The organism is Mycobacterium paraintracellulare (assembly GCF_000276825.1).
Lineage (GTDB): Bacteria > Actinomycetota > Actinomycetes > Mycobacteriales > Mycobacteriaceae > Mycobacterium > Mycobacterium intracellulare.
This window is the reverse complement of the sequence record NC_016948.1, coordinates 256,883-280,232: the sequence shown is the minus strand read 5'-3', so window position 1 is coordinate 280,232 and position 23,350 is coordinate 256,883. Positions and strand designations below refer to the sequence as shown.

Below are 23,350 nucleotides of genomic sequence, written 5' to 3'. Positions count from 1 at the left end.
AGAATGCTATTCTCCCTACGGAGATTGGGGTGTGCAGCGATGGCCGAGCGCGTGACTGAATCGGGGCTGGATGCGGACGTCCTCGCCCGCTGGCTGGACGCGAACGACGCACCCGGTGGTGGCGAACGGCCGCGGCTGACCCAGCTGAAGGGCGGCTCGCAGAACACCCTCTATCTGGTGGAGCGGGGCGGGCAGCGGATGGTGTTGCGGATGCCCGGCGCCCGGGCCGACGCCGCGCGCATCGACGGCCTGCTGCGCGAGATCCGGCTGGTGCGGGCGCTGTCCGGTACCGATGTGCCGCACGCGGCGCTGATCGCCGCCGACGACACCGGCAGCGTGCTCGGCATGCCCTTCTACGTCATGCAGGCGATCGAGGGGTGGAGCCCGATGGACGGCGGCTGGGCCCCGCCGTTCGACACCGATCTCGCCGCCCGCCGCGGCCTGGCGTTCCAACTCGTCGAGGGCGCCGCCAGGTTGGGCCGGGTGGACTGGCGCGCGCAGGGGCTCGAGGGCTTCGGCCGCCCCGACGGATTCCACGAGCGGCAGGTCGATCGCTGGCTGGCGTTCCTCGACGCTTACAAGGTGCGGGAGCTGCCGGGCCTCGACGAGGCCTCGGACTGGTTGCGCCGCAACCGCCCGGCGCATTACCGGGCGGGCATCATGCACGGCGACTACCAGTTCGCCAACGTGATGTTCGCCCACGGTTCGCCGGCCCGCCTGGCGGCGATCGTGGACTGGGAGATGACGACCGTGGGCGACCCGCTGCTCGACCTGGCGTGGTGCCTGCTGGGTTATGACGGTGAAAACCCGCGCGAGGACGGGTTTTATCTCGACATGCGCGGCATGCCCTCGCGCAGCGAGCTGTTGGAGCACTACGAAACCGTCAGCGGGTTGTCGACCGAGAACATCGACTACTACCTGGTGCTGGCCAACTGGAAGCTCGGCATCGTGCTAGAGAAGACGTATGCGGCCGGCGTGCGCACCGGACCCCAAAAAGGAGGGGTCGACCCCAAGATCACCGACGCGTTCGGGCCGATGATCCTTTCGCTCATCGCCACCGCGGCCGACCTCGCCCGATCGCTGACGACCTAGGGGATGCTGAGATGGGTTATGCCGACCAGCTTTTCGATCTGACCGGCCGGGTCGTCCTGATCACCGGTGGCAGCCGCGGGCTGGGACGTGAGATGGCGTTCGGCGCGGCCCGCTGCGGCGCGGACGTGGTGATCGCCAGCCGCAACATCGACAACTGTGTCGCCACGGCCAAGGAGATCGAGGCCGAGACCGGCCGTTCCGCGATGCCGTATCAGGTGCACGTGGGCCGCTGGGACCAGCTCGACGGTTTGGTCGACGCGACCTACGAGCGGTTCGGCAAGGTCGACACGCTGATCAACAACGCGGGCATGTCGCCGCTGTACGACAAGCTCACCGACGTGACCGAGAAGCTGTTCGACGCCGTGGTCAACCTGAATCTCAAGGGCCCATTCCGCTTGTCCGCGTTGGTCGGTGAGCGCATGGTGGCGGCGGGCCGGGGGTCGATCATCAACGTGAGCACGGCCGGATCGCTGCGTCCGACGCCGGACATCATTCCCTACGCCGCGTCCAAGGCCGGGCTCAACGCCATGACCGAGGCGCTGGCGAAGGGTTTCGGCCCGGCGGTGCGGGTCAACACGCTGATGGCCGGGCCGTTTCTCACCGACGTGAGCAAGGCGTGGAATCTCGACCAGGCGACGGAGAAGCCCTTCAGGCATCTCGCGTTGGAGCGCGCCGGCGATCCGCGCGAAATCGTCGGTGCCGCGGTGTTTCTCGCCTCGGACGCCTCGAGCTTCACCACCGGATCGATATTGCGCGCCGACGGCGGCATTCCTTAACACGTGGCGATCACAAGCGCGGCGAGGCCGGGCGCAGTGGGTCGCCACCAACGAACGAGTAGGAGCATTCGATGTCTTGGGACTTTTCCACCGAACCGGAATTCGAAAAGAAGCTGGAGTGGATCCGCGAGTTCGTGCGCGAGGAAGTGGAGCCGCTGGAGGTGTTGTTCCCCGGCTGCGAATTCCTGCCGCTGAACGACGAGCGGCGCAAGATCGTCGACCCGCTCAAGCAGCAGGTCCGCGACAAGGGTCTGTGGGCGCCGCATCTGGGGCCCGAGCTCGGCGGGCAGGGCTTCGGCGCGGTCAAGCTGACGTTGATCAACGAGATCCTGGGCCGCAGCCCGTGGGCCCCGATCGTGTTCGGAACGCAGGCCCCCGACACCGGCAACGCCGAAATCATCGCCCGCTTCGGAACCCAGGAGCAGAAGGACCGCTACCTGTCGGGGCTGCTGTCGGGTGAGATCTTCTCCTGCTTCTCGATGACCGAGCCGCAAGGCGGTGCCGACCCGCGGGTCTTCACCACCCGCGCGGTCCGAGACGGTGACGACTGGGTGATCACCGGCCGGAAGTACTTCTCCTCCAACGCCTCCGTCGCCTCCTTCTTCATCGTCGTCGCGATCACCGATCCCGACGTGCCGGTGCACACCGGCGCATCGACGTTCCTGATCCCGGCCGGCACCGAGGGACTGGTCCTGGAAGCCAACCACCACCTGGTCGGCGCGGATCCGCACGAGCCCGGGCATTCCCTGGTGCACTACAACGACGTGCGCGTGCCCGCCGACGCCCTGCTGGGCGAGCCCGGTCAGGGCTTCCTGATCCTGCAGACCCGGCTGGCCGGCGGGAGGCTGCATCACGCGATGCGGTCCATCGGGATGGCCCAGCGTGCTGTCGAGATCATGTCGCGGCGGGCGAAAAGCCGCTTCACGCAAGGCAGTCTGCTGGCCGACAAGCAACTCGTGCAGGAGTTCGTCGCCGATTCCTACACCGAGTTGATCCCGTTCCGGCTGACGGTGTTGCACGCCGCCTGGCTGATCGACCAGGGCGACGAGCGCGGCGCGCGAGCGGAGATCGCCGCCTGCAAGATCCTGGCCTCCCAGGTGCTCAAATCGATTGCCCTGCGCGCCATCCAGGTGCACGGCGCGCTGGGGCTCACCGACCAGCTGCCCCTGGTCAACGTGTTGCTCGGCGGCATCGCGCTCGGCCTGGCGGACGGCCCTACCGAGGCGCACAAGGTCAACCTGGCGCGGATGCTGCTCAAGGGGTACGAGGCCGAAGAAGGCGACTGGCCCAGCGAGATGCTCGACGTGCGGCGCGCAGCCGCCCGCTCCAAATACGGTGACCTCGTTGACCTCTAACCGGGTCGCCGCGGCCGTCGAGCGGGCGCTGGACGACCGCCAGCGGGAAGCCACCGAGGAGGTGGAACGCATCCTGGCGGCGGCGGTGCGCGTCATGGAACGCGTGGCGCCCGAGCCGCCCCGGGTCAGCGACATCGTCGCCGAGGCGGGTTCGTCGAACAAGGCGTTCTACCGCTATTTCGCCGGCAAGGACGATCTCATCCTGGCCGTCATGGAACGCGGGGTGGCCATCGTCGTGTCTTACCTCGAACATCAGATGGCCAAGGAGTCCGAGCCCCGCGACAAGGTCGCGCGGTGGATCGAGGGCACGCTGGCGCAGGTGGCCGACCCGCATCTGATCAGCATGACCCGAGCGGCGGCCGGACAGATGTCGGCCGGCACGAGTTGGCGCGCGGCCGACCAGGAAATGATGCGGCCGCTTCGCGCGCTGCTCGTCGAACCCGTTGCGGCGCTGGGTAGTAGCGACGTCGAACGCGACGTTGAGGCGGTGTTCAGCTGCACGGCGGCGACCCTGCGCCGCTACGTGGGCTCGGCCGAGGAGCCGGGGCCCGACGACATCGCACATGTGGTGCGGTTCTGTTTGCGTGGACTGGGGGCCAATTGATGCGCGCCGTGATCTGCCGTTCCTACGGCACGCCCGAGGACCTGGTGATCGACGAGGTGCCCGACCCCGCCCCCGGGCCGGGCCAGCTGCTGGTGCGGGTGCGCGCGGCCGCGGTCAACTTCCCCGACGTGCTGTTCATCGCCGGCAAGTACCAGGTGAAGATCCCACCGCCGTTCATCCCCGGCAACGAGATCGCCGGCGAAGTCATCGCCGCCGGAGAGGGTGCGCCGTTCCGTCCGGGACAGCGCGTGTCCGGGACCACCTTCGGGGCGTTCGCCGAGCTGGCGCTACTCGATGCGAGCCAGGCCGAGCCAGTTCCGGACGACGCCGACTTCGCGTCGGCCGCCGCCTTCGGGGTGACCTACCGCACCGCCTATCACGCACTGCGCTCGACCGCCGCTGTCGCGGAAGGAGATTGGGTCGTCGTGCTCGGCGCCGCGGGCGGCGTGGGCCTGGCCGCCGTCGATCTGGCCGTGGCGATGAAGGCGCGGGTGCTGGCCGCGGCGTCGAGTCCGGAAAAGCTGGAGCTGTGCCGGCAGCGCGGCGCCGAGGCGACCGTCGACTACGACCGGGAGGACCTGAAGTCGCGGATCCGTGAACTCACCGGCGACAGCGCGCGGGTCGTCCTGGACCCGGTCGGTGGATCGTATTCGGAACCGGCGCTGCGCGGGCTCGCGCGTGGCGGCACCTTCGTCACGCTGGGATACGCGGCGGGCGCGATCCCGGCCATACCGCTCAATCTCATTCTGCTCAAAGACATCTGCGTGCGGGGCATGGAGATCCGCACCTTCATGAGCGATTACCCCGACAATGCCGTCCGCGACATCAAGGAGCTGTCGCGGATGTTCGCCGCCGGCACGGTCCGGCCCTACATCGGCGCGCGATTCCCGCTGTCCGAGACCGCCGCCGCGCTGCGGCACGTCGCCGACCGCAAGGTGCTGGGCAAGGTGGTGATCGACGTCGGGTGACGCCGTGTCACGGTGTGACGATGTTGAAACTCGGGTCCGGCCCGTCGAGCACATCCACCAAGGCCTGCAGTGCGCCCCGGTTGCCGGATAGCTCCAGACCGGCTGAGGCGAAGTCACCCGTCGCCAGGCTCAGGAGCCGAATCTTGCCCGCCAGCTTGACCGTAACGGATGCCGTCGCGGGGTCGGGCGCCGCCTTGCGGTGGACGAGCACCCCGTTGCGCAGCGCGAGCCGATAGTTGACCGCCGTGTCGGCCAAGGTGACGTCGACGGCGACGTCGAGATCCCAGCTGCGCGGGCCGTTGACCCGGATGGACAGGCTGTCGAAGATCTGCTCCGGGGTCAGCTGGGTCAGCATGGACGACGACGTTGTGGTGGTGGCCGTGCCGACGTTGCCGTCGCGCAGCTCCATCGCCCCGCTCAGGAAGAAATTGCGCCAGGTCGCGTTTTCGGCACCGTAGGCGAGTTGCTCGAGCGTGTCCGAGTACAGCGCACGGGCGCCGGCATGCGCGCTGTCGGTGAAGACCGCATGATCCAACAATGTTGCGGCCCAACGGTAGTCACAGGAGTCGAATGCCTTTTGCGAAAGGTCGACGACCCGGTCGATGCCGCCCATCGCCTCGACATACCGGGGCGCGAGCGCCTCGGGAGGGTGGGGCCACAGCCGGGCCGGGTTGCCGTCGAACCAGCCCATGTAGCGCTGATAGACGGCCTTGACGTTGTGGCTCACCGAACCGTAGTAACCGTGCGTGTGCCAGGCCCGCTCGAGTACCGGTGGCATCTGGAACATTTCGGCGATCTCGACGCCGGTGTAACCCTGGTTCAGCAACCTCAGCGTCTGATCGTGCAGATATGCATACAAATCGCGCTGCAAGGACAGGAACTCGACGATGCTGTCGCGCCGCCAGGTTGGCCAGTGGTGGGAGGCGAATACGACGTCGGCGCGGTCGGCGAAGGCGTCGATCGCCTCGGTGAGATAACCGGACCAGGCGTGCGGGTCGCGCACCACCGCGCCGCGCAGGGTCAGCAGGTTGTGCAGGTTGTGGGTCGCGTTCTCGGCCATGCACAGCGCGCGGAAACGCGGGAAATAGAAGTGCATTTCGGCGGGCGCCTCGGTGCCGGGCGCCATCTGGAACTCGATCTCCACGCCGTCGATCGTGTGGGTTTCACCGGTGGTTTCGATGTGGACGGTGGGGACGATGACGGCGACCTCGCCGGTGGACGGCGCCTGGCCGAGCCCGCAGCCGACCTGACCCATTGGCCCGCGCGGCAGCAGGGTGCCGTACATGTAGGTTGCCCGCCGCGTCATTGCCGGTCCGGCGTAGACGTTTTCGGAGACCGCGTGCTCGATGAAGCCTTCCGGCGCCAGCACCGCCACCGTGCCCGCATCCACGTCGGCCTGCGAGGTGACGCCCAGGACGCCGCCGAAGTGATCGACATGGCTGTGGGTGTAGATCACCGCGACGACGGGCCGGGCGCCGCCGCGATGCTCGCGGTACAGCGCCAGTGCCGCCGCGGCGACCTCGGTGGAAATCAGGGGGTCGATGACGATGATGCCGTTGTCGGTTTCCACGAACGTCACGTTGGAGATGTCCAACCCGCGGACCTGGTAGATGCCCGGCACCACTTCGTAGAGGCCTTGTTTGGCGGCCAGCGTCGACTGCCGCCACAGGCTGGGATGCACCGACGTCGGCGCGGGTCCGTCCAGGAAGGCGTAGGCATCGTTGTCCCAGACGATTCGGCCGTCTGCCGCCCGAATCACGCACGGCGACAAGGCCGCAATGAATCCGCGGTCCGCGGCGCGGAAATCGGCGTCGTCCTGGAAAGGCAGGACCTGTCCGCGGTGGGCGGACTCGATGACGGGAGTGGGAGGCTTGTGATCCACCTTCTCCACCTTGCCATTGATGCTGCAGGCCCCGAAAGCATTTCACCGACGAATAATGAATACAGCAACAATTTCTCGGGGTTCTGGATTCTCGGTCCAGTTAACCCGCATACTGCCCAGACGGCCCTCAATGCCGAGGACCGCAACTATCGGGCAAAAAGGAGAACAGGTGAAGCGTCAATTGACGGTCGCGGTGGCCGGGGCGGCGATTCTCGCCGCGGGCATTTCCGGATGTTCGGGTGGTAACAAGTCGGGAACGAGCGCGAGCAGTTCCGCCAGTAGCTCGGGTACGAGCGCGTCGGCTAGCACCGGCGGCGCCGCCGGCACGAAGGTCACGATCGACGGCAAGGACCAGAACGTGTCCGGTTCGGTCGTGTGCACAAATGCGGGTGGCACCATCAACATCGCGATCGGTGGCGCAGCGACCGGCATCGCCGCCGTGCTCAGCGACGGCAACCCCCCGCAGGTGAAATCCGTTGGGCTGGGCAATGTCAACGGCGTGACGCTGGGCTATACCTCGGGCACCGGGCAGGGCAATGCAACCGCCAGCAAGGATGGCAACAGCTACAAGATCAGCGGCACCGCCACCGGGGTGGACATGGCCAACCCCATGCAGCCGGTGAACAAGCCGTTCGAAATCAATGTGACCTGTAACAGCTAGCTAGGCCGATGCGGGCGGTTGCCATCCGTTGGGTGGCAACCGCACCGTGAACTCGGTGCGGCCCGGTGAGCTGTCGACCGCGATCGTCCCGTTGTGCGCCCTCACCACGGCCGAGACGATCGCCAGTCCAAGCCCGGTGCTGCCTCCCTTGCGCGAGCGCGAGGAATCACCGCGGGCGAACCGTTCGAAGACCTCCGACTGCAGCGCCGCCGGAATGCCGGGCCCGTTGTCGATGACCTGTAGCACGGTGTGCGACGGCTCGGTGCTCAACCGCGTCGTCACCACGGTGCCCGCGCCGGTGTGGACGCGGGCGTTGGCAAGCAGATTCGTCAGGACCTGGTGGAGCCGCGCCGCGTCGCCGGTGACGACCACCGGTTCTTCGGGCAGGTCGAGTTCCCACTGATGATCCGGTCCCGCGACGTGCGCGTCGTTGACCGCATCCACCGCCAACCGCGACAGATCGACCGATTCGCGTTCCAGCGGCCGGCCGGAATCCAGGCGGGCCAGCAGCAACAGGTCCTCGACGAGCCGCGTCATCCGCTCGGTCTCGGACGCCACCCGGCTCATCGCCTGCGCCACCGCCTCGCGGTCGTCGCCCATCCGTTGCGTCAGTTCGGTATAACCGCGGATCGCGGCGAGGGGCGTGCGCAGTTCATGGCTGGCGTCGGCGACGAACTGGCGAACGCGAGTCTCGCTGGCCTGGCGCGCCGACAGCGCTTCCGCGATGTGGTCGAGCATCCGGTTGAGCGAGGCACCGAGCTGTCCCACCTCGGTGGAGGGGTTCGCGTCGGATTCGCGTACGCGCACAGGCAATTCGACCTCGCCGCGCGACAGCGGCAGATCGGCGACCTGGCCCGCGGTTTGGGCGACGCGGCGCAACGGCGCCAGCGCCCGCCGGATGATCACGACCCCGGCGATCGTCGCGGCCGCCAGCGCAACCGCGGTGACGATCCCGAAGATGACGAGCATCCGGATCAGGGTGGCGTCGATGTTGGACATCGACAGGCCGGTGACGATGATGTCGCTGCCGTTTCGGCTCGGCGCCGCGACGACGCGGTAGCGGCCGAGGCCGTCCAGGTTCAGCGTGACCGGCGCGCGGTTGCCGGCGATCTGTTCCAGTTGGGTCTGGGCGGTCGGGGTCAGGTCATCCCTGGTGCCGCTGCTGGTCAGGTAGCCGGCGTCAACCGTCTTGCCGTGGCTGACCACCGCCGCCACCATGCCGGCCGGCTGACCCGGGGCGTCCAGGAACCGCGGGCCGGGGCCCGGCCTCGGATAGTAGGAGTGCTGGTGGTGGTGCCATCCCGGGTGGTTCGGCTCGGGGTACATCAGCGCCGAGCGGAACGAGGTCCCGGCGAGTTGGCCGTCGAGCTGCTTGACCAGGTGATGGTTGAGCGCCAGTTCGGTCACCGCGGTGATGCCGACGCACACGATCGCCAGGACGACGATCTGGCCGACCAGCAGCCGCAGCCGAAGGGACCAGACCCTTCGCGGGTCAGCGGGCCGGCTTGAGGACATAACCCGCGCCGCGCAGTGTGTGGATCATCGGATCGCGACCGTTGTCGATCTTCTTGCGCAGGTAGGAAATGTAGAGCTCGACGATGTTGGAGCGGCCGCCGAAGTCGTAACTCCATACCCTGTCCAGGATCTGGGCCTTGCTCAGCACCCGCTTGGAGTTGCGCATCATGAACCGCAACAGCTCAAATTCGGTCGAGGTCAACGAGATTGGCTCCCCGGCGCGGGTGACCTCGTGGCTGTCCTCGTCGAGCACCAGATCCCCGACCACCAGCTGTGCGCCGCTGTCCACGGTCGTCACCCCGGTGCGGCGCAACAGCGCCCGCAACCGCAGCACGACCTCTTCGATGCTGAACGGCTTGGTGACGTAGTCGTCGCCGCCGGCGGTCAGGCCGGCGATGCGATCCTCCACCGCATCCTTGGCCGTCAACAGCAGCACCGGCAGCTGTGGGATCTCCCCGCGCAGTTTGTGCAGGACGTCGAGGCCGCTCATGTCGGGCAGCATCACGTCGAGGACGACGACGTCCGGACGCTGGTTGCGGGCGGCCGCGATGGCCGATTCCCCGTCCCCGGCGGTGGAGATGTTCCAGCCCTCGTACCGCAGCGCCATCGACACCATTTCGGCCAGGACGGGTTCGTCGTCTACGACCAGCACGTTGATGGGGTTGCCGTCCGCTCGGCACATGACAACCCGCTCTACAGAGGCTCGGGGCTGCGTCACAAGCTCCAGTATCCGTCACCGACTGAGCCCAGACTATGACGAACCTATGCGCGCCCTGTGAAACGAAACGCGCGACTGCCGGAGCAGTCGCGCGATCGTGGTGATCGGCCGTAGCGGTTAATACCAGTAGCGCCGGCCGGCGACCGGACGGCCGATCGAGCCCAGAATCCAGAGGATCGCGCCGATCACCAGCAGCACGATTCCCAGCGTGGTCAGCACGGGTACGTGGAAGAAATACCCGAGAACAAGCAGGACAATTCCTAAGATAACCATTTCGACTTCCTTCGGGTGAGGGTTAGAGGTTGACCGATTGCATTGAACTTGGTTGCGGCAGATGGCAATCCGTGACTTTCGGGTTGACCCCGAAGTAATTCAGGGGTCCGGCGATCACGGTCACCGCAACCGTGCCCGCGGAGGCGCATGTCGTCTGGTCGTTTTTGAAGTAATCCCGTTGCCACGCCGCGAAGGCTCCGATCAGCAACCACACCAAAGCAACCGTTCCGATGATCCCGCTGCCACGCATCGTGACCTCCATTGTGAGCGAGAAGAAGTTTTCTCGTGGTGCTGAAGTTACCCATTCGACTTATGCCTAAACATGCAATGGGTTATGCGGCAGCGCTTGTCGGCACATCCCGGCACGTCAGAGGCGGTCGAAGCGGCGGCCGGCGACCCGCGCTCCCACGGCCGGGAGGGCCGTGCCCGCTGGATTAGCTCAGCTAACTCGAGGACCCGCCCCGATTCGAGGCGTTCCTATCGAAATGGCGTGCCTGAGCCGCTAAATTAGCAGCGGCACTTTCGATCTCGGCGTTCGGTCAGCCCGGCCGCCGCTGTGCGGACACATAGAGGGTGGGCGGCATCGAATCCTCCGCACCCTGCGGGATCCGGCGGTCATACCGGGCCATCAACTCGGCGAACGTCGCGGTCGTGACGTCCCAGCCGCGGCCGCGCAGCCAGCCGTCGACGGGCGTGCGCTCCTCCGGGTACCACAGGTCGTCGAAGTCCGTGATCTCGGCGTTGACCAGCTTGGCTGCCGCCGCCCGCATGCGCCGCATGTCCTCGCGCTGGCGTTGCACACGGTCGGGGTCGGTGAAACCCGATTCGGGCACGTTGGACGCCAGCCAGCTGCCCTCGGCGCTCAGCGAATCGATCCGCTCGAACAGCAAGTCCTGGGCCTGCGCCGGTAGGTAGCGAACGAGCCCTTCGGCCGACCACACCGCAGGTCGCGAAGCATCAAACCCCGCTTCCCGCAACGCTTTCGGCCAATCCTGGCGCAGGTCGATCGGCACGTTGACCAGCTGCGCGGTCGGCTCCGCGCCGTGTTCGCGCAGCGTGTTGGATTTGAATTCCAGCACCTTGGGCTGGTCGAGCTCGTAGATGACCGTGCCGTCGGGCCACGGCAGCCGCCAGCTGCGCGCGTCCAGTCCGGCCGCCAGGATCACCACCTGGCGCACGCCGGCGTCGGCCGCGCCCAGGAAGAACTCGTCGAAGAATGCCGTCCGGGTCGCCATGAAGTCGACCATCAGCTGCAGCCGCGCCCGCAGATCGGGCTCGATGTCGGCCGCCTTGGCCAGCAACGCCGGGTTGGCATAGATGCTCCACATCCCCTCGCCCGCGGCGTCGACGAACACCCGCGCGAACGGGTCGTTGATCAGCGGGTTGTCACTCTCGGTCTCCGCGGCGCGAGCTGCGGCGACGCCGAGCGCGGTGGCGCCGACGCTTTGGGTGATTTCCCAGGAATCGTTGTCGGTCCGCGGCATCGCCAGTTCCCTTCCCCAGAAAGTAAGTTATGCACACTATTCTTCCAGCCGCCGCCACCGGCCGCCTCCCGTCGCCCCTGCCCTAGTCTTTTTCCCAGACGGTCCACAGGTTGCAAGGGAGTGCCATGACGCCCACCCCGTCGCGTACGCCGCAGGAAGTGTTCGCCCACCACGGCGCCGCGCTGGCCGCGGGCGACCTCGACGAAATCCTCACCGATTACGCCGAGGACTCCGCGCTGATCACGCCCGCCGGCGTCGCACGCGGCGGGCAGGCCATCCGCCGGGTCTTCGCGCAACTGCTCGCCGATATCCCGGATGCCAACTGGGACTTGAAGACCCAGCTCTTCGACGGCGACGTGCTGTTCCTGGAATGGGCCGCCGATTCGGCGGTCAGCCGGGTCGACGACGGCGTTGACACCTTCGTGTTCCGCGACGGCGTGATCGCGGCGCAGACCGTCCGATACACGCCACACCCGAAGGGCTGAGCAGTGGACTCCGTGAATCTTCAAGCCGTAGCGGAATGGATGTCCGGGCAGGGGCTCGGCGAGGGCCCGCTGGAAGGCGTCTCCAACGTCACCGGCGGAACGCAGAACGTCATGCTGCGGTTCAGCAGGGCCGGGCGGCCCTACGTGCTGCGGCGCGGGCCCCGGCACCTGCGTCCGCGCAGCAACAGCGTGATCCTGCGGGAAACGAAAGTCCTTGCGGCGCTGGCAGGTTCCGATGTGCCGCATCCGCACCTGATCGCCGTCTGCGAGGACCCCGCCGTGCTGGGCGACGCGGTCTTCTACCTCATGGATCCCGTCGACGGATTCAACGCCGGCGAGGGTCTGCCGCCTTTGCACGCGGGCGACGCGAAGGTGCGACACGGCATGGGGCTGTCGATGGCCGACGCGTTGGCCAAGCTCGGTGCCGTCGACCATGTCGCCGTCGGCCTCGCCGAATTCGGTAAGCCGGAGGGCTTTTTGGAGCGCCAGGTGCCGCGCTGGCTTTCCGAGCTCGAGTCCTACAACGACTACGAGGGTTATCCCGGGCCGCAGATCCCCGGCATCGAGGAGGTGTCGACCTGGTTGGACCGGCACCGGCCGGCGCACTGGACGCCGGGCATCATGCACGGCGACTACCACGCGGCCAACGTGATGTTCTCCCGCACCGGGCCGGAGGTGGTCGCGATCGTCGACTGGGAGATGTGCACGATCGGCGATCCGCTGCTGGACCTGGGCTGGCTGCTGGCCACCTGGCGCCAGCCCGACGGCTCCAGCGTGTTCAGCCACGCCCTGGGCGGCCAGGACGGATTGGCCAGTACCGACGAGCTTTTCCAGCGCTACGCCGCCAACACCACCCGCGACCTGTCACACATCACCTGGTACACCGTGCTGGCCTGCTTCAAGCTGGGGATCGTGATCGAGGGGACGCTGGCCCGGGCCTGCGCGGGAAAGGCGGAGAGGGAGGTAGGCGACCAATTGCACGCCGCCACCGTGCATCTGTTCGAGCGGGCGCTGCGCCTCATCGACAACGAGGGCTGACCTACTAGCATTCGTCTCGTGCCGCCCTATCCCGAGGAACCGGATTACTACTCCGAGCCCACCGCGGCCGCGCGGTACGGCGGCGGCTATTACGACGCCGCGCCGGAGCCGCCCGAGCCCCCGACGCCCTGGTATCGCCGCCCGGCGGCGCTGGTCGCAGCAGGCGCCATAGGGGCGCTCCTGCTCGGCGCGGTCGTCTTCGCGGCGGTCAAGCTCGCGAGCAATTCGCCGGCGCCCAGCCCGGCAACCACGACGACGCCGGCGCCGTCCACCACCGCGCCGGTGACCACCACGACGACGGAGCCACCCCGGCACCACGGCGGCGGCGGTGGCGGCCCGACCGAGACGGTCACCGAGACCGTCCCGCCACCGAGCACCGACACTCCCACGACGACCGTCTCGCCCAGCACGGTCACCGTGACGCCGAGCACCGAGACCAGCACCGTCACCCAAACGGTGACCGAGCCGCCCCGTCGGGGGCCGTTCGGCGGACCGTTCGGCGGACGCTAGCGGTCGGCGCGGGTGTGCCCGGGTTCCGTCAAACCCGAGGGCACAACATAATTCGGCCGCTTACAACATGGTGCAAGTGGTGACACCTGCTGCGCTTGTACTGCAACCGCATGCAGACGTCAGCAGGGCGCTGGAGGCGATTACCAGGGCGGCGAGGATTGTGGTGACACGGGACATGACTCAACTCCGATGTTTTACGGAACTGAACTGAGGCCCGAGGCCGATGATATTACGCGCAGACCGCGCTGCCTGTGACACGTTTGACGCACGAAATGGCTGAGCGCGCCCGAAGGGATTCGAACCCCTAACCTTCTGATCCGTAGTCAGATGCTCTATCCGTTGAGCTACGGGCGCCTGTTCTTCAGTTGTCGTTCCGTGTTCCGTTCAGGACCCAGCGGAGGCGAGAGGATTTGAACCTCCGGTCCCCTTTGAGGGGGACAACTCATTAGCAGTGAGCCCCATTCGGCCGCTCTGGCACGCCTCCCTTTTGGACTTTCTGAGGGTACCGACCCCTTTCCGGTCTCGCGGAACCGGCCATACTGTACACAGTTGAGACATAAACTGTCGAAGTGACCGCCCGTCTACGCTCCGAACTGGCCGGACTGCCAGTGTATGTGCCCGGCAAGAACGTGCCGGGCTCGATCAAGCTGGCCAGCAACGAGACCGTTTACGGCCCGCTACCCAGCGTGCACGCGGCGATCGAGCGGGCCATCGCCGTCGTCAACCGCTATCCGGACAACGCCAGCGTGGACCTCAAGGCGGCGCTGGCCATGCACCTGGGTTCCGACGTCGCCCCCGAGCACATCGCGGTCGGCAGCGGTTCGGTCACCTTGTGCCAGCAGCTCGTTCAGATCACCGCCGCGGCCGGCGACGAGGTGATGATCGGCTGGCGCAGCTTCGAGTGCTACCTGCCCATCATTCAGGTGTCCGGCGCGACGACCGTGCGGGTGCCGCTGACCGATCACACGCATGACCTCGACGCGATGCTCGCGGCGATCACCGACCGCACCCGGCTGATCTTCGTCTGCAACCCCAACAACCCGACGTCCACGGTCGTCGACCCGGACGCGCTGGCCCGTTTCGTGGACGCCGTTCCGTCGCACATCCTCGTCGCCCTCGACGAGGCCTATGTCGAGTACGTCCGCGACGGCATGCTGCCCAACAGCCTCGAGCTGGCCCTCACCCGCAGCAATGTCGTTGTGCTGCGGACCTTTTCGAAGGCGTACGGGTTGGCGGGCCTGCGGGTCGGCTATGCGGTCGCCCACCCCGACCTGATCACCGCCCTGGACAAGGTCGTCATGCCGTTTGCGGTGACGAACGTCGCGCAGGCGGCCGCCATCGCGTCGCTGGACGCCTCGGCCGAGTTGATGGCCCGCACCGACGCACTGGTCGGCGAGCGCACCCGCGTGAGTGACGCCCTGCGCGACGCCGGGTTCGAGCTGCCGCCGTCGCAGTCGAACTTCGTCTGGCTACCACTGGGGTCGCGCACCATGGACTTCACCGAGCAGGCCGCCGAAGCGCACCTGGTGGTGCGGCCGTTCGCGGACGAAGGCGTTCGTGTCACCATTGGTGCTCCGGACGAAAATGACGCTCTGCTGCGTTTCGCCCGCGATTGGATAGCCCGCACCGAATCCTGAGGAGAGCCGTGGACCTCGCCCGAAAGAAGTTCACCGAATTCAAAGAGCGCAGCGGCGACATCGCGGATTCCGAGCTCGACGAATTCTGGGCCGAGCTTTCGCCCGCGACCCTCGACGGGATGCTCGGCGAGTGGAAGGGCGGCGAGTTCCAGACCGGCCACAAGATGAACGGCCAACTGGAAAAAGCCGGGTGGTACGGCAAGACCTTCAAATCCGTCAGCGACGTGCAGCCGCTCGTCTGCCTGGACGCCGACGGCAACAAGTTCTCGAACGTGGAAATGGGCAAGGGCGAGGCCAGCCTGTGGCTGGAGGACTTCCGCGGGGAGGTCACCGCCACCATGGTCTACGACGGCCAGCCCGTGCACGATCACTTCAAGAAGATCGACGACAACGCCGTGATGGGGATCATGAACGGCAAGGGCGTTCGGGACAACGGCAAGTACTACTACTTCTACCTCGAGCGCGTCTAGCGTCTCGACCTGCGAGCCGTCCAGTGTGAACTGGCGGCTTTGATTGTGCGTCCACGCCGACGACACGCCGGGTGGTTTCAAGGTTTGGTTGCAACAGTGGTTTGTGGCGGGTTTGACAGTAGCCGGTTGAGGACTTGGGCGGGGCTGTCCCAGCCGAAGCGTTTGCGTGGGCGTTCGTTGAGTTCAGCGGCGACTTCGGCGAGGTAGTCGGCCGAGTGCACGGATAAGTCGGTGCCTTTCGGAAAGTATTGGCGCAATAGGCCATTGGTGTTTTCGTTGCTGCCGCGCTGCCAGGGTGAGTGTGGATCGCAAAAGTAGATGTCGATACCGGCATCGATACTGATGCGGGCATGGCGCAACATTTCGTGGCCTTGGTCCCAGGTCAGCGAGCGCCGCAATGCCTGGGGCAGGGTTTTGATGGTGGCGATCATCGCATCAGCCACCGTCTCAGGGTCGCGACGGGCGGGCAGGTGCAGCAGTTGCACGAACCCGGTGGAACGTTCGACCAGGGTGCCGATCTGAGAGTGCTGATTTTTGCCCAGGATTAAGTCACCCTCCCAGTGCCCGGGCACCGCGCGGTCAGCGGCCTCAGCGGGCCGCTCACTGATGTTGACCATGCCCGGAATTCGGCCGCAGCCGCTACGGGCGCCGACTCTGGCCCGTGGCTTGCGCAATGCCCGCCCGGTCCGCAAACACTTAGTCAGCTCGCGGCGTAGCTCCCCGCGTCCTTGCACGTAGAGCGCCTTGTAGATGGTTTCGTGGGACACCTGCATCTCCGGGCGGTCGGAATACGTCGTGGCCAACATCCCGGCAATCTGCTCCGGGCTGTACTTCTTGACCAACCACGCTTGCACCTGATCACGCAACGCAGGGCAGCGACCCAGCTTGCCGATCTTGGGCCGGCGCGCTCGCTGCTCGCTGCGAAGCTGAGCAATCCGCGCCGAATAGCCCGATTTCGCATCCACGCCCGCTCGGCGGGCTCCGAAGCGGTAACGAGAACGATAACGGCCCACATACCCCCGCATCACGCCGTTGTTGGCGATCTCGCGCATGACTGTCGACGGGGCCCGGCCCAACCGGGCTGCCATCGAGCGAATCGATTCGCCCTGAGCGGTGCCGATCATGATCTGTTCACGCTCATCAGCCGACAACCGCGGCCGTTTCTGCCCCTGAGGGGCTAACCATCGCGGATTCACACCACCAAACCTGCGAAACCACTTGCCGCCGCACGTTGCCGACACGCCGACCGCAACCCCGGCATCCTCCGAGGACACCCCGGACGCGATCAACTCCCAATACCGGCGCTGCACCGACAACAACTGAGGCTGACCCGTCATCAACACCCCTAACTACGAAGTGTTGCAATCACCCCTTGAGCCCAAGCCGCGCGGACCCGACGCGGCTTCACACCCAAAGCCCAGGCTTCACACTCGACGGGCGAGAGCCGAAGGGCGGACTATCGCGCCGGGTTGCGGCCGGTGAACGCGACCAACTGCTCGAGGGCGCCGGCGTCCGCGGGCACGGCGACCGGGTCGTCGAATCCGGCGCCGCCGCGTAGCTCCGGCCTGATGATGTGGCGAGCCAGGCCCAGCACGTATTCGGACAGCGGCTCGGGGGCGTCGACCTCGCGGTTCGTCGCGGCCGCGTAATCCCAGGCGTGCACCAGGAATTCGATCGACAGGACGGCGCACGCGCTCTTGGCGGGCATCTCGCCCTTGCCGAACGGCACCGTCCCGCCCAGCCCGTGCCGGTGCCAGGCGTCCAGCGCCGGCCGCGCCGCGGCCACCACCTGGCGCTCCACCGAATCGCCTTCGGCGGGTTCGGGAACGTCGGCGCCCACCATGCCCCCGAGGGCTTTGATCGAATTCAGCAGGTGCCCGGTCAGCTGCGCGACGTCGAAATCCGCGCAGGGCGTCGGCCGCGACAGGTCGTCGGCGGCGATGGTGTGCAGGACCCGCTGCAGCACCCCCAGGGTGTCCTCGGCGCTGTGCAGCTCGTCGGTCGGCGGTGAATGCGGGCCGGGTCGCAAGTCAGGAGCCATATTCGCCACGCTACGGTCTCGATATGGCGCAAGCATACGAATCCGTCACCGTGGAGAAGAAAGACCACGTCGCGCAGGTGACGCTGATCGGGCCCGGCAAGGGCAATGCGATGGGGCCCGCCTTCTGGTCCGAGCTGCCCGAGCTGTTTCCGGAGTTGGACGCCGACCCCGAGGTGCGGGCCATCGTGCTCACCGGTTCGGGCCGCAACTTCAGCTACGGCCTGGACCTCGCCGCGATGGGCGGGACGCTGTCCGGGGTGCTGGGTGAGGGCGCCTCGGCGCGGCCGCGGGCCGAATTTCACCGAACGGTGCTGCGCATGCAGGGCGCGATCAACGCGGTCGCCGACTGCCGCACCCCCACCATCGCCGCGGTGCACGGCTGGTGCATCGGCGGCGGCGTCGACCTGATCTCGGCGGTGGACATCCGCTACGCCAGCGCCGACGCCAAGTTCTCGGTGCGCGAGGTCAAACTCGCCATCGTCGCCGACGTCGGCAGCCTGGCCCGCCTCCCGCTGATCCTCAACGACGGGCACCTGCGTGAGCTGGCGCTCACCGGCAAGGACATCGACGCGGCCCGCGCCGAGAAGATCGGGCTGGTCAACGACGTGTACGCCGACGCCGAGGCCACGCTGGCCGCGGCCCACGCCACCGCCACGGAGATCGCCGCCAATCCCCCGCTGACCGTCCACGGCGTCAAGGACGTCCTCGACCAGCAGCGCATCGCGGCGGTCTCCGAAAGCCTGCGGTACGTGGCTGCCTGGAACGCGGCGTTCCTGCCGTCCAAGGACCTGACCGAGGGCATCACGGCGACCTTCGAGAAGCGCCCACCGCAGTTCACCGGGGAGTAGTCCGGCGGCACGTACCCTCGCTGAAGTGACTCCTGACGGCAAGATCCGCGTCCCGGCCGACCTGGACGCGGTGACGACGATCGGTGCGGAAGACCACTCCGAAATCGACAGCGCCGCCATCGACCGGATCTGGCAGGCGGCGCGGCATTGGTACCGGGCCGGGTTCCATCCGGCGATCCAGTTGTGCCTGCGGCAGCACGGGCGCGTGGTGCTCAACCGCGCGATCGGCCACGGCTGGGGCAACGCCCCGAGCGACCCACCGGACGCCGAGCGGATCCCCGTCACGCCCGATACCCCGTTTTGCGTGTACTCGGCGGCCAAGGGGATGGCGGCGACCGTGGTACACATGCTCGCCGAGCGCGGCGTCTTCTCACTCGACGACCGGGTCTGCGACTACATCCCCACCTTCACCAGCCACGGCAAGCACCGGATCACCATCCGGCACGTGATGACGCACAGCGCCGGGCTGCCGTTCCCGACCGGCCCGCGGCCGGACGTCACGCGCGCCGACGACCACGAGTACGCGCAACGCAAGCTCGGCGAATTGCGGCCCCTGTACCGTCCCGGGCTGTTCCACATGTACCACGCGCTGACCTGGGGTCCGCTGGTGCGCGAGATCGTGTATGCGGCCACCGGCAAGGAAATTCGCGAAATCCTGGGCACCGAGATCCTCGACCCGCTCGGCTTCCGCTGGACCAACTTCGGCGTCGCCGAGAAGGACGTGGCGCTGGTGGCGCCGAGCCACGCCACCGGGCGGACGCTACCGCCGGTGGTCGCCCAGATCTTCCGCAAGGCGATCGGCGGAACCGTGCACGAGATCATTCCGTACACGAACTCCAAGTTGTTCTTGACCACCATCATCCCGTCGTCCAACACGGTGTCGAACGCCCAGGAGATGTCGCGGTTCGCCGAGATCTGGCGTCGCGGAGGCGAACTCGACGGTGTGCGGGTGATCAGACCGGAGACCATGTACGGCGCGATAGCCGAATGCCGAAGGCTGCGACCGGATTTCGCGGTCGGGCTGCAACCGGCCCGCTGGGGCACCGGCTACATCCTCGGCACCAACCGGTGGGGACCCTTCGGGCGCAACGCGCCGCACGCCTTCGGCAACCTCGGCCTGGTCAACATCGCGATCTGGGCCGACCCCGCGCGCGGGCTGGCGGCCGGGGTGGTGAGCAGCGGCAAACCCGGGCGGGATCCCGAAGCCCGCCGGTACACGGCCCTGATGGACACGATCGCCGCCGAAATCCCCACCGGTTAACGGCCACGGCAGTGGGAACCCTGCCGGCATGGCTACCTATCGAGTGCTCAATCCGAAAGGCGACGTCGTCGCGACGAAAGACATCGACAGCGCCGACGACGCACACGCATGGTTCGTCGACAACAAGGCCGACAACAGCGAGCTCGGCTGGCGCATGGAAGTCGAGCACGACGGCGATTGGCATTTCTTCGACGACAGCGAGGGCGATCGAAGCTGACGGTGTTTGTGCTCCGGCTCGCGGGGCAACCAACAAGGCATGGACTCGCAACGCTTCCGCAAGCTGCTGGACGCACCGGGGCCGTTCGTTTCGGTGTATTTCGACGACTCGCACGACACCCATGACGCCGAGGCTCAACTCGAGCTCAAGTGGCGGGCGATCAAAGAAGACCTCGAACGCGCACACGCCGACGCCGCGGTGATCGCCGCGATCGAGGACGCGGCCATGAACCTGCGTCCCCCGATCGGCCGAAGTGGACGGGCGGTGATCGCCAGCGCCGACGGTGTGGTGATCAACGAGCACCTGGCTCGCGGCCCCGCCGCGAGCGTGGTCCGGGTGTCCGAATTGCCTTACCTGGTACCGATTCTGGAGCAGAGCTTCGATCACCCGGACTATGTCCTGGTGGTCGTCGACCACAGCGGCGCCGACATCATGACCCACCTCGGCGGGACGCTGCGCACCGAGACGGTCGACGGCGGTGGCTACCCCGTGCACAAGGCCGCGGGGGCCGAGACCGCCGGATACGGCGACCCCCAGCTGCGCACCGACGAGGCCGCCCGCAAGAACGTGCGTGCGGTCGCCGATCGCGTCGCCGAACTCGCCGACGACAAGGCGATCGAGGTGATCTTCGTGGTCGGTGAGGTGCGGTCGCGCTCCGACCTGCTGGCCGCGCTGCCGGAGCGACTGCACGACCGCGCGGTGGCCCTCGAGGTTGGGGCGCGGCACAGCGGGCATGACTTCGGCGAGATCGAGCAGGCCATCGAGGACGAGTTCGTCAAACGCCAGCTGCGCACGATCGACGATGCGGCACAACGGTTTACCGCCGAGATCGGGCGGCAGTCCGGGCTGGCGGCCGAGGGACTCGGTCCGGTGTGCTCGGCGCTGCGCCAGGGCGCGGTGGAGACATTGATCATCGGTGACATCGGCGACGCCACCGTGGTGGCCGACGAGGGCCTGACGACCGTCGCCCCCGATGAGAACGTGTTGTCGGAGCAGGGCGCCGCTCCCGCCAAGACGCTGCGGGCCGACGAGGCGTTGCCGGTATCGGCGATTTCGGTGGGCGCGGCCCTGGTGCGCACCGACGAGCGGATCTCGCCGGCCGACGGGATCGGTGCGGTGCTGCGCTACGCGCCGACGCTGCACCAGAGCGTCGAGTAACTTCAGGGCGGTGGCGGAGGGATTTGAACCCCCGGACGGTTTTAGCCGTCTCTCGCTTTCAAGGCGAGTGCATTAGGCCGCTCTGCCACGCCACCACGGACAAGGGTAACGGGGGCCGGTAGCGTGGCCGCCATGCGAGCCATCGTCGCCGAATCCTCCGGTCAACTGTCCTGGCAAGAAGTGGCCGACGTGTCCGCTCGGCCCGGCGAGGTCGTGGTCAAGGTGGCCGCCGCCGGTGTGAATCGCGCCGACGTGCTGCAGGCCGCCGGCAAGTACCCGCCGCCGCCCGGCGCGAGCGAAATCATCGGCATGGAGGTGTCCGGTGTCATCACCGAAGTCGGCGACGGTGTCACGGAATGGTCTGCGGGGCAAGAGGTTTGCGCGTTGCTGGCGGGCGGGGGGTACGCCGAGTACGTCGCCGTTCCCGCCGGCCAGGTGCTGCCGATTCCGTCCGGTGTGGACCTCGTCGACGCGGCCGGGCTGCCCGAAGTGGCCTGCACGGTGTGGTCGAACGTGGTGCTCATCGCGGGCCTGAGCCGGGGCCAGCTACTGCTCGCGCACGGCGGGGCCAGCGGCATCGGCAGCCACGCGATCCAGATCGCGCGGGCGCTCGGGGCCCGGGTGGCGGTCACCGCCGGCTCGGCGGAGAAGCTCGACTTCTGCCGCGAGCTGGGCGCCGACATCACCATCAACTACCACGACGAAGACTTCGTCGCGCGGCTACAGGAGTCCGGCGGTGCCGACGTGATCCTCGACATCATGGGCGCGGCCTACCTGGATCGCAACATCGACGCCCTGGCCAGCGACGGGCAGCTCGTCATCATCGGCATGCAGGGCGGCGTCAAGGGCGAGCTCAACATCGGCAAACTGCTCGCCAAGCGGGCGCGGGTCATCGGCACCACGCTGCGGGGCCGTCCGGCCACCGGGGCGAACAGCAAAAGCGACATCGTGCAGGCGGTGACGGCCTCGGTGTGGCCCATGGTGGCCGACGGACGGGTGCGGCCGATCATCGGCGCCCGCTTGCCCATTCAGCAGGCCGGCGACGCGCACCAGCGACTGGTGGACGGCAAGGTGACCGGGAAGATCGTCCTGACGGTCTAGCCCAGGGAGGCCAGCGCGCGCACCAACTGGTCGACCTCGGCCGTCGTCGAATAGTGCGCCAGCCCGACGGTGACCGCGCCGCCGATGTCGTTGACGCCCAGCACGTCGAGCGCGCGGGAGCTTTCGTTGGTGACGGCCAGAATCCCGTTGTCCGCCAACCGCTGCACCACTCGTTCGGCGGGCACGCCGTTCAAAACGAAGCTGACCACCGGGATCCGCACCTCCGGGCGGCCGATGACCATCACCAACGGCAACGAGCGCAACGACACCATCAGGTAGTCATAGATCCGATTCAGGTACGAGGTGGCGGACTGCATCGACACCGCCAGGCGTTCGCGCCGGGTGCCGCGGGCGGATTCGTCGAGCGACGCCAGGTACTCGATGCTGGCGACCAGCCCGGCCAGCAGCCCGAACTGGTGCGCACCGATCTCCAGCCGCGCCGCGCCCGTGGCCTTGGGGTCGGCCGAGATGGAATGGAACGAGTTGAGTAGCAGCGGATCGCGGAACACGATCGCGCCGATCGGCGGGCCGCCCCACGCGGCGGCGTTCACCGCCACCACGTCGGCGTCGGTTTCCCTCATGTCGAGCAGCCGGTAGGGCGCCGCGGCGGAATGGTCGACCACCACCAGGCCGCCGACGTCGTGCACCAGCTTGGTCATCGCCCGCAGGTCGGTGACCGTGCCCATCGTCGCGGACGCCGAGGCGACGGCGACCAGCCGAGTCGACTTCCCGATCAGGCCCTCCCACTGCCACGTCGGCAGCTCGCCCGTCTCGATGTCGATCTCGGCCCACTTGACCTTCGCCCCGTACCGGTGCGCCGCCCGCAGCCACGGGGCGATGTTGGCTTCCTCGTCCAGGCGGCTGACGATGACCTCGTAGCCCAGGCCGGCGCGCGACGACGACGCCTCGGCCAGCGCGGACAGCAGGATCGCGCGATCGGCGCCCAGCACGACGCCGGCGGGTTCGACGTTGAACAGATCGGCCACGGCCGCCCGGGCCGCCTCCAAGATGGCGGCGCTGCGCTGCGCCGAGGGGTGCGCCCCCACGGTGGTGGGCGCAGACCTGCGGAAAGCCGTCGACACCGTCGTCGCGACGGAGTCGGGAATCAGCATCCCGGCGGGAGCGTCGAAGTGCACCCACCCGTCACCCAGCGACGGATGCAGTCCGCGCACCCGGGCGACGTCGTATGCCATGTGGGCCACCTTAAAGCTTTCGCGTTTTTGCGAAACTGCGACGGTAGCGGGTGCCTTGAAAGG

At 67.5% G+C, this 23,350-nt stretch carries 25 protein-coding genes and 3 tRNA genes; 16 read left to right on the top strand and 12 right to left on the bottom strand.

Annotation, left to right across the window (positions count from 1 at the left end):
- Nucleotides 1–39 precede the first annotated feature (39 nt).
- The 5 genes from OCQ_RS01345 (at nt 40) to OCQ_RS01325 (ending at nt 4,795) form a co-directional block, all read left to right on the top strand.
- Nucleotides 40–1,092, top strand: coding sequence for a phosphotransferase family protein (locus tag OCQ_RS01345; RefSeq protein WP_014383655.1), 1,053 nt, complete (start codon nt 40–42; stop codon nt 1,090–1,092).
- Between the two features lie 11 nt (nt 1,093–1,103).
- Nucleotides 1,104–1,868 carry an SDR family NAD(P)-dependent oxidoreductase gene (locus OCQ_RS01340; protein WP_014381636.1) on the top strand — a complete coding sequence of 255 codons (765 nt, stop codon included), beginning with the start codon at nt 1,104–1,106 and terminating at the stop codon, nt 1,866–1,868.
- 71 nt (nt 1,869–1,939) lie between these two features.
- Nucleotides 1,940–3,223, top strand: coding sequence for an acyl-CoA dehydrogenase family protein (locus OCQ_RS01335; protein ID WP_014381635.1), 1,284 nt, complete (start codon nt 1,940–1,942; stop codon nt 3,221–3,223).
- Nucleotides 3,204–3,827: a TetR/AcrR family transcriptional regulator gene (locus tag OCQ_RS01330; protein WP_014383654.1), complete on the top strand. Its 624-nt coding sequence runs from the start codon at nt 3,204–3,206 to the stop codon at nt 3,825–3,827. Before OCQ_RS01335 ends, OCQ_RS01330 begins: the two co-directional genes overlap by 20 nt.
- Nucleotides 3,827–4,795 carry an NADPH:quinone oxidoreductase family protein gene (locus OCQ_RS01325; RefSeq protein WP_014383653.1) on the top strand — a complete coding sequence of 323 codons (969 nt, stop codon included), beginning with the start codon at nt 3,827–3,829 and terminating at the stop codon, nt 4,793–4,795. Before OCQ_RS01330 ends, OCQ_RS01325 begins: the two co-directional genes overlap by 1 nt.
- Before the next feature lie 7 nt (nt 4,796–4,802).
- On the opposite strand, the gene OCQ_RS01320 is transcribed toward OCQ_RS01325, so the two are convergent.
- A complete protein-coding gene (locus tag OCQ_RS01320; RefSeq protein WP_179960097.1) occupies nt 4,803–6,677 on the bottom strand; it encodes an alkyl/aryl-sulfatase in 1,875 nt (624 codons plus the stop codon).
- A 169-nt stretch (nt 6,678–6,846) separates the two neighbouring features.
- Here OCQ_RS01320 and OCQ_RS01315 point away from each other — a divergent pair, with 169 nt between their 5' ends.
- Complete coding sequence (locus tag OCQ_RS01315; RefSeq protein ID WP_008263112.1) at nt 6,847–7,338, top strand: lipoprotein LpqH; 492 nt, start codon at nt 6,847–6,849, stop codon at nt 7,336–7,338.
- On the opposite strand, the gene OCQ_RS01310 is transcribed toward OCQ_RS01315, so the two are convergent.
- From OCQ_RS01310 to OCQ_RS01295, 5 genes are all read right to left on the bottom strand, one after another.
- Nucleotides 7,339–8,853, bottom strand: coding sequence for a sensor histidine kinase (locus OCQ_RS01310; protein WP_014383651.1), 1,515 nt, complete (start codon nt 8,851–8,853; stop codon nt 7,339–7,341).
- Nucleotides 8,831–9,535: a two-component system response regulator TcrX gene (tcrX, locus tag OCQ_RS01305; protein WP_008263107.1), complete on the bottom strand. Its 705-nt coding sequence runs from the start codon at nt 9,533–9,535 to the stop codon at nt 8,831–8,833. Before tcrX ends, OCQ_RS01310 begins: the two co-directional genes overlap by 23 nt.
- Nucleotides 9,536–9,688: 153 nt before the next feature.
- Nucleotides 9,689–9,844, bottom strand: a complete 156-nt coding sequence (locus OCQ_RS26765) for a DUF6131 family protein (RefSeq protein ID WP_008263106.1) — start codon at nt 9,842–9,844, stop codon at nt 9,689–9,691.
- 22 nt (nt 9,845–9,866) lie between these two features.
- Nucleotides 9,867–10,106: a hypothetical protein gene (locus tag OCQ_RS01300; RefSeq protein WP_008263104.1), complete on the bottom strand. Its 240-nt coding sequence runs from the start codon at nt 10,104–10,106 to the stop codon at nt 9,867–9,869.
- 277 nt (nt 10,107–10,383) lie between these two features.
- A complete protein-coding gene (locus OCQ_RS01295) occupies nt 10,384–11,328 on the bottom strand; it encodes a class I SAM-dependent methyltransferase (protein ID WP_014383650.1) in 945 nt (314 codons plus the stop codon).
- A gap of 125 nt (nt 11,329–11,453) precedes the next feature.
- Between OCQ_RS01295 and OCQ_RS01290 the strand changes: the two genes are divergently transcribed.
- The 3 genes from OCQ_RS01290 to OCQ_RS01280 are packed head-to-tail and all read left to right on the top strand — an operon-like array spanning nt 11,454 to nt 13,361.
- On the top strand, nt 11,454–11,813 hold the full coding sequence (locus tag OCQ_RS01290) for a nuclear transport factor 2 family protein (RefSeq protein WP_041784751.1): 360 nt from the start codon (nt 11,454–11,456) through the stop codon (nt 11,811–11,813).
- Nucleotides 11,814–11,852: 39 nt separating this feature from the next.
- The gene (locus OCQ_RS01285) at nt 11,853–12,851 is read left to right on the top strand and encodes a phosphotransferase family protein (protein ID WP_009956749.1); all 999 of its coding nucleotides are present in this window, start codon (nt 11,853–11,855) and stop codon (nt 12,849–12,851) included.
- 18 nt (nt 12,852–12,869) lie between these two features.
- Nucleotides 12,870–13,361 carry a hypothetical protein gene (locus tag OCQ_RS01280; protein ID WP_008263097.1) on the top strand — a complete coding sequence of 164 codons (492 nt, stop codon included), beginning with the start codon at nt 12,870–12,872 and terminating at the stop codon, nt 13,359–13,361.
- Between the two features lie 281 nt (nt 13,362–13,642).
- Here OCQ_RS01280 and OCQ_RS01275 read toward each other — a convergent pair.
- Nucleotides 13,643–13,715: transfer RNA gene (locus tag OCQ_RS01275), tRNA-Arg, on the bottom strand.
- Between the two features lie 41 nt (nt 13,716–13,756).
- Nucleotides 13,757–13,845: transfer RNA gene (locus tag OCQ_RS01270), tRNA-Ser, on the bottom strand.
- An 85-nt stretch (nt 13,846–13,930) separates the two neighbouring features.
- On the opposite strand from OCQ_RS01270, the gene hisC reads away from it, so the two are divergent.
- Nucleotides 13,931–14,998 carry a histidinol-phosphate transaminase gene (gene hisC / locus OCQ_RS01265; protein WP_038534802.1) on the top strand — a complete coding sequence of 356 codons (1,068 nt, stop codon included), beginning with the start codon at nt 13,931–13,933 and terminating at the stop codon, nt 14,996–14,998.
- Nucleotides 14,999–15,006: 8 nt separating this feature from the next.
- Nucleotides 15,007–15,468 carry a DUF4334 domain-containing protein gene (locus OCQ_RS01260; RefSeq protein WP_008263093.1) on the top strand — a complete coding sequence of 154 codons (462 nt, stop codon included), beginning with the start codon at nt 15,007–15,009 and terminating at the stop codon, nt 15,466–15,468.
- A gap of 77 nt (nt 15,469–15,545) precedes the next feature.
- Here the strand turns inward: OCQ_RS01260 and OCQ_RS01255 are convergent, their stop codons facing one another.
- On the bottom strand, nt 15,546–16,805 hold the full coding sequence (locus OCQ_RS01255; RefSeq protein WP_167324038.1) for an IS30 family transposase: 1,260 nt from the start codon (nt 16,803–16,805) through the stop codon (nt 15,546–15,548).
- 119 nt (nt 16,806–16,924) lie between these two features.
- Nucleotides 16,925–17,509 carry a TIGR03086 family metal-binding protein gene (locus OCQ_RS01250; RefSeq protein WP_008263092.1) on the bottom strand — a complete coding sequence of 195 codons (585 nt, stop codon included), beginning with the start codon at nt 17,507–17,509 and terminating at the stop codon, nt 16,925–16,927.
- Between the two features lie 23 nt (nt 17,510–17,532).
- On the opposite strand from OCQ_RS01250, the gene OCQ_RS01245 reads away from it, so the two are divergent.
- The 4 genes from OCQ_RS01245 to OCQ_RS01230 are packed head-to-tail and all read left to right on the top strand — an operon-like array spanning nt 17,533 to nt 20,993.
- Entirely contained in the window at nt 17,533–18,357 is an 825-nt protein-coding gene (locus OCQ_RS01245) for a crotonase/enoyl-CoA hydratase family protein (RefSeq protein ID WP_008263091.1), read from the top strand.
- A gap of 25 nt (nt 18,358–18,382) precedes the next feature.
- Complete coding sequence (gene lipE, locus OCQ_RS01240) at nt 18,383–19,618, top strand: lipase LipE (RefSeq protein ID WP_008263090.1); 1,236 nt, start codon at nt 18,383–18,385, stop codon at nt 19,616–19,618.
- 28 nt (nt 19,619–19,646) lie between these two features.
- Entirely contained in the window at nt 19,647–19,835 is a 189-nt protein-coding gene (locus tag OCQ_RS01235; RefSeq protein ID WP_008263089.1) for a hypothetical protein, read from the top strand.
- 39 nt (nt 19,836–19,874) lie between these two features.
- Nucleotides 19,875–20,993, top strand: a complete 1,119-nt coding sequence (locus OCQ_RS01230) for an Rv2629 family ribosome hibernation factor (RefSeq protein WP_008263086.1) — start codon at nt 19,875–19,877, stop codon at nt 20,991–20,993.
- A gap of 8 nt (nt 20,994–21,001) precedes the next feature.
- On the opposite strand, the gene OCQ_RS01225 is transcribed toward OCQ_RS01230, so the two are convergent.
- Nucleotides 21,002–21,088, bottom strand: a tRNA-Ser gene (locus tag OCQ_RS01225).
- A gap of 37 nt (nt 21,089–21,125) precedes the next feature.
- Between OCQ_RS01225 and OCQ_RS01220 the strand changes: the two genes are divergently transcribed.
- Nucleotides 21,126–22,094, top strand: a complete 969-nt coding sequence (locus OCQ_RS01220; protein ID WP_008263084.1) for an NAD(P)H-quinone oxidoreductase — start codon at nt 21,126–21,128, stop codon at nt 22,092–22,094.
- On the opposite strand, the gene OCQ_RS01215 is transcribed toward OCQ_RS01220, so the two are convergent.
- Nucleotides 22,091–23,287: a cysteine desulfurase-like protein gene (locus OCQ_RS01215; RefSeq protein WP_008263081.1), complete on the bottom strand. Its 1,197-nt coding sequence runs from the start codon at nt 23,285–23,287 to the stop codon at nt 22,091–22,093. The genes OCQ_RS01220 and OCQ_RS01215 overlap by 4 nt on opposite strands.
- Nucleotides 23,288–23,350 lie beyond the last annotated feature (63 nt).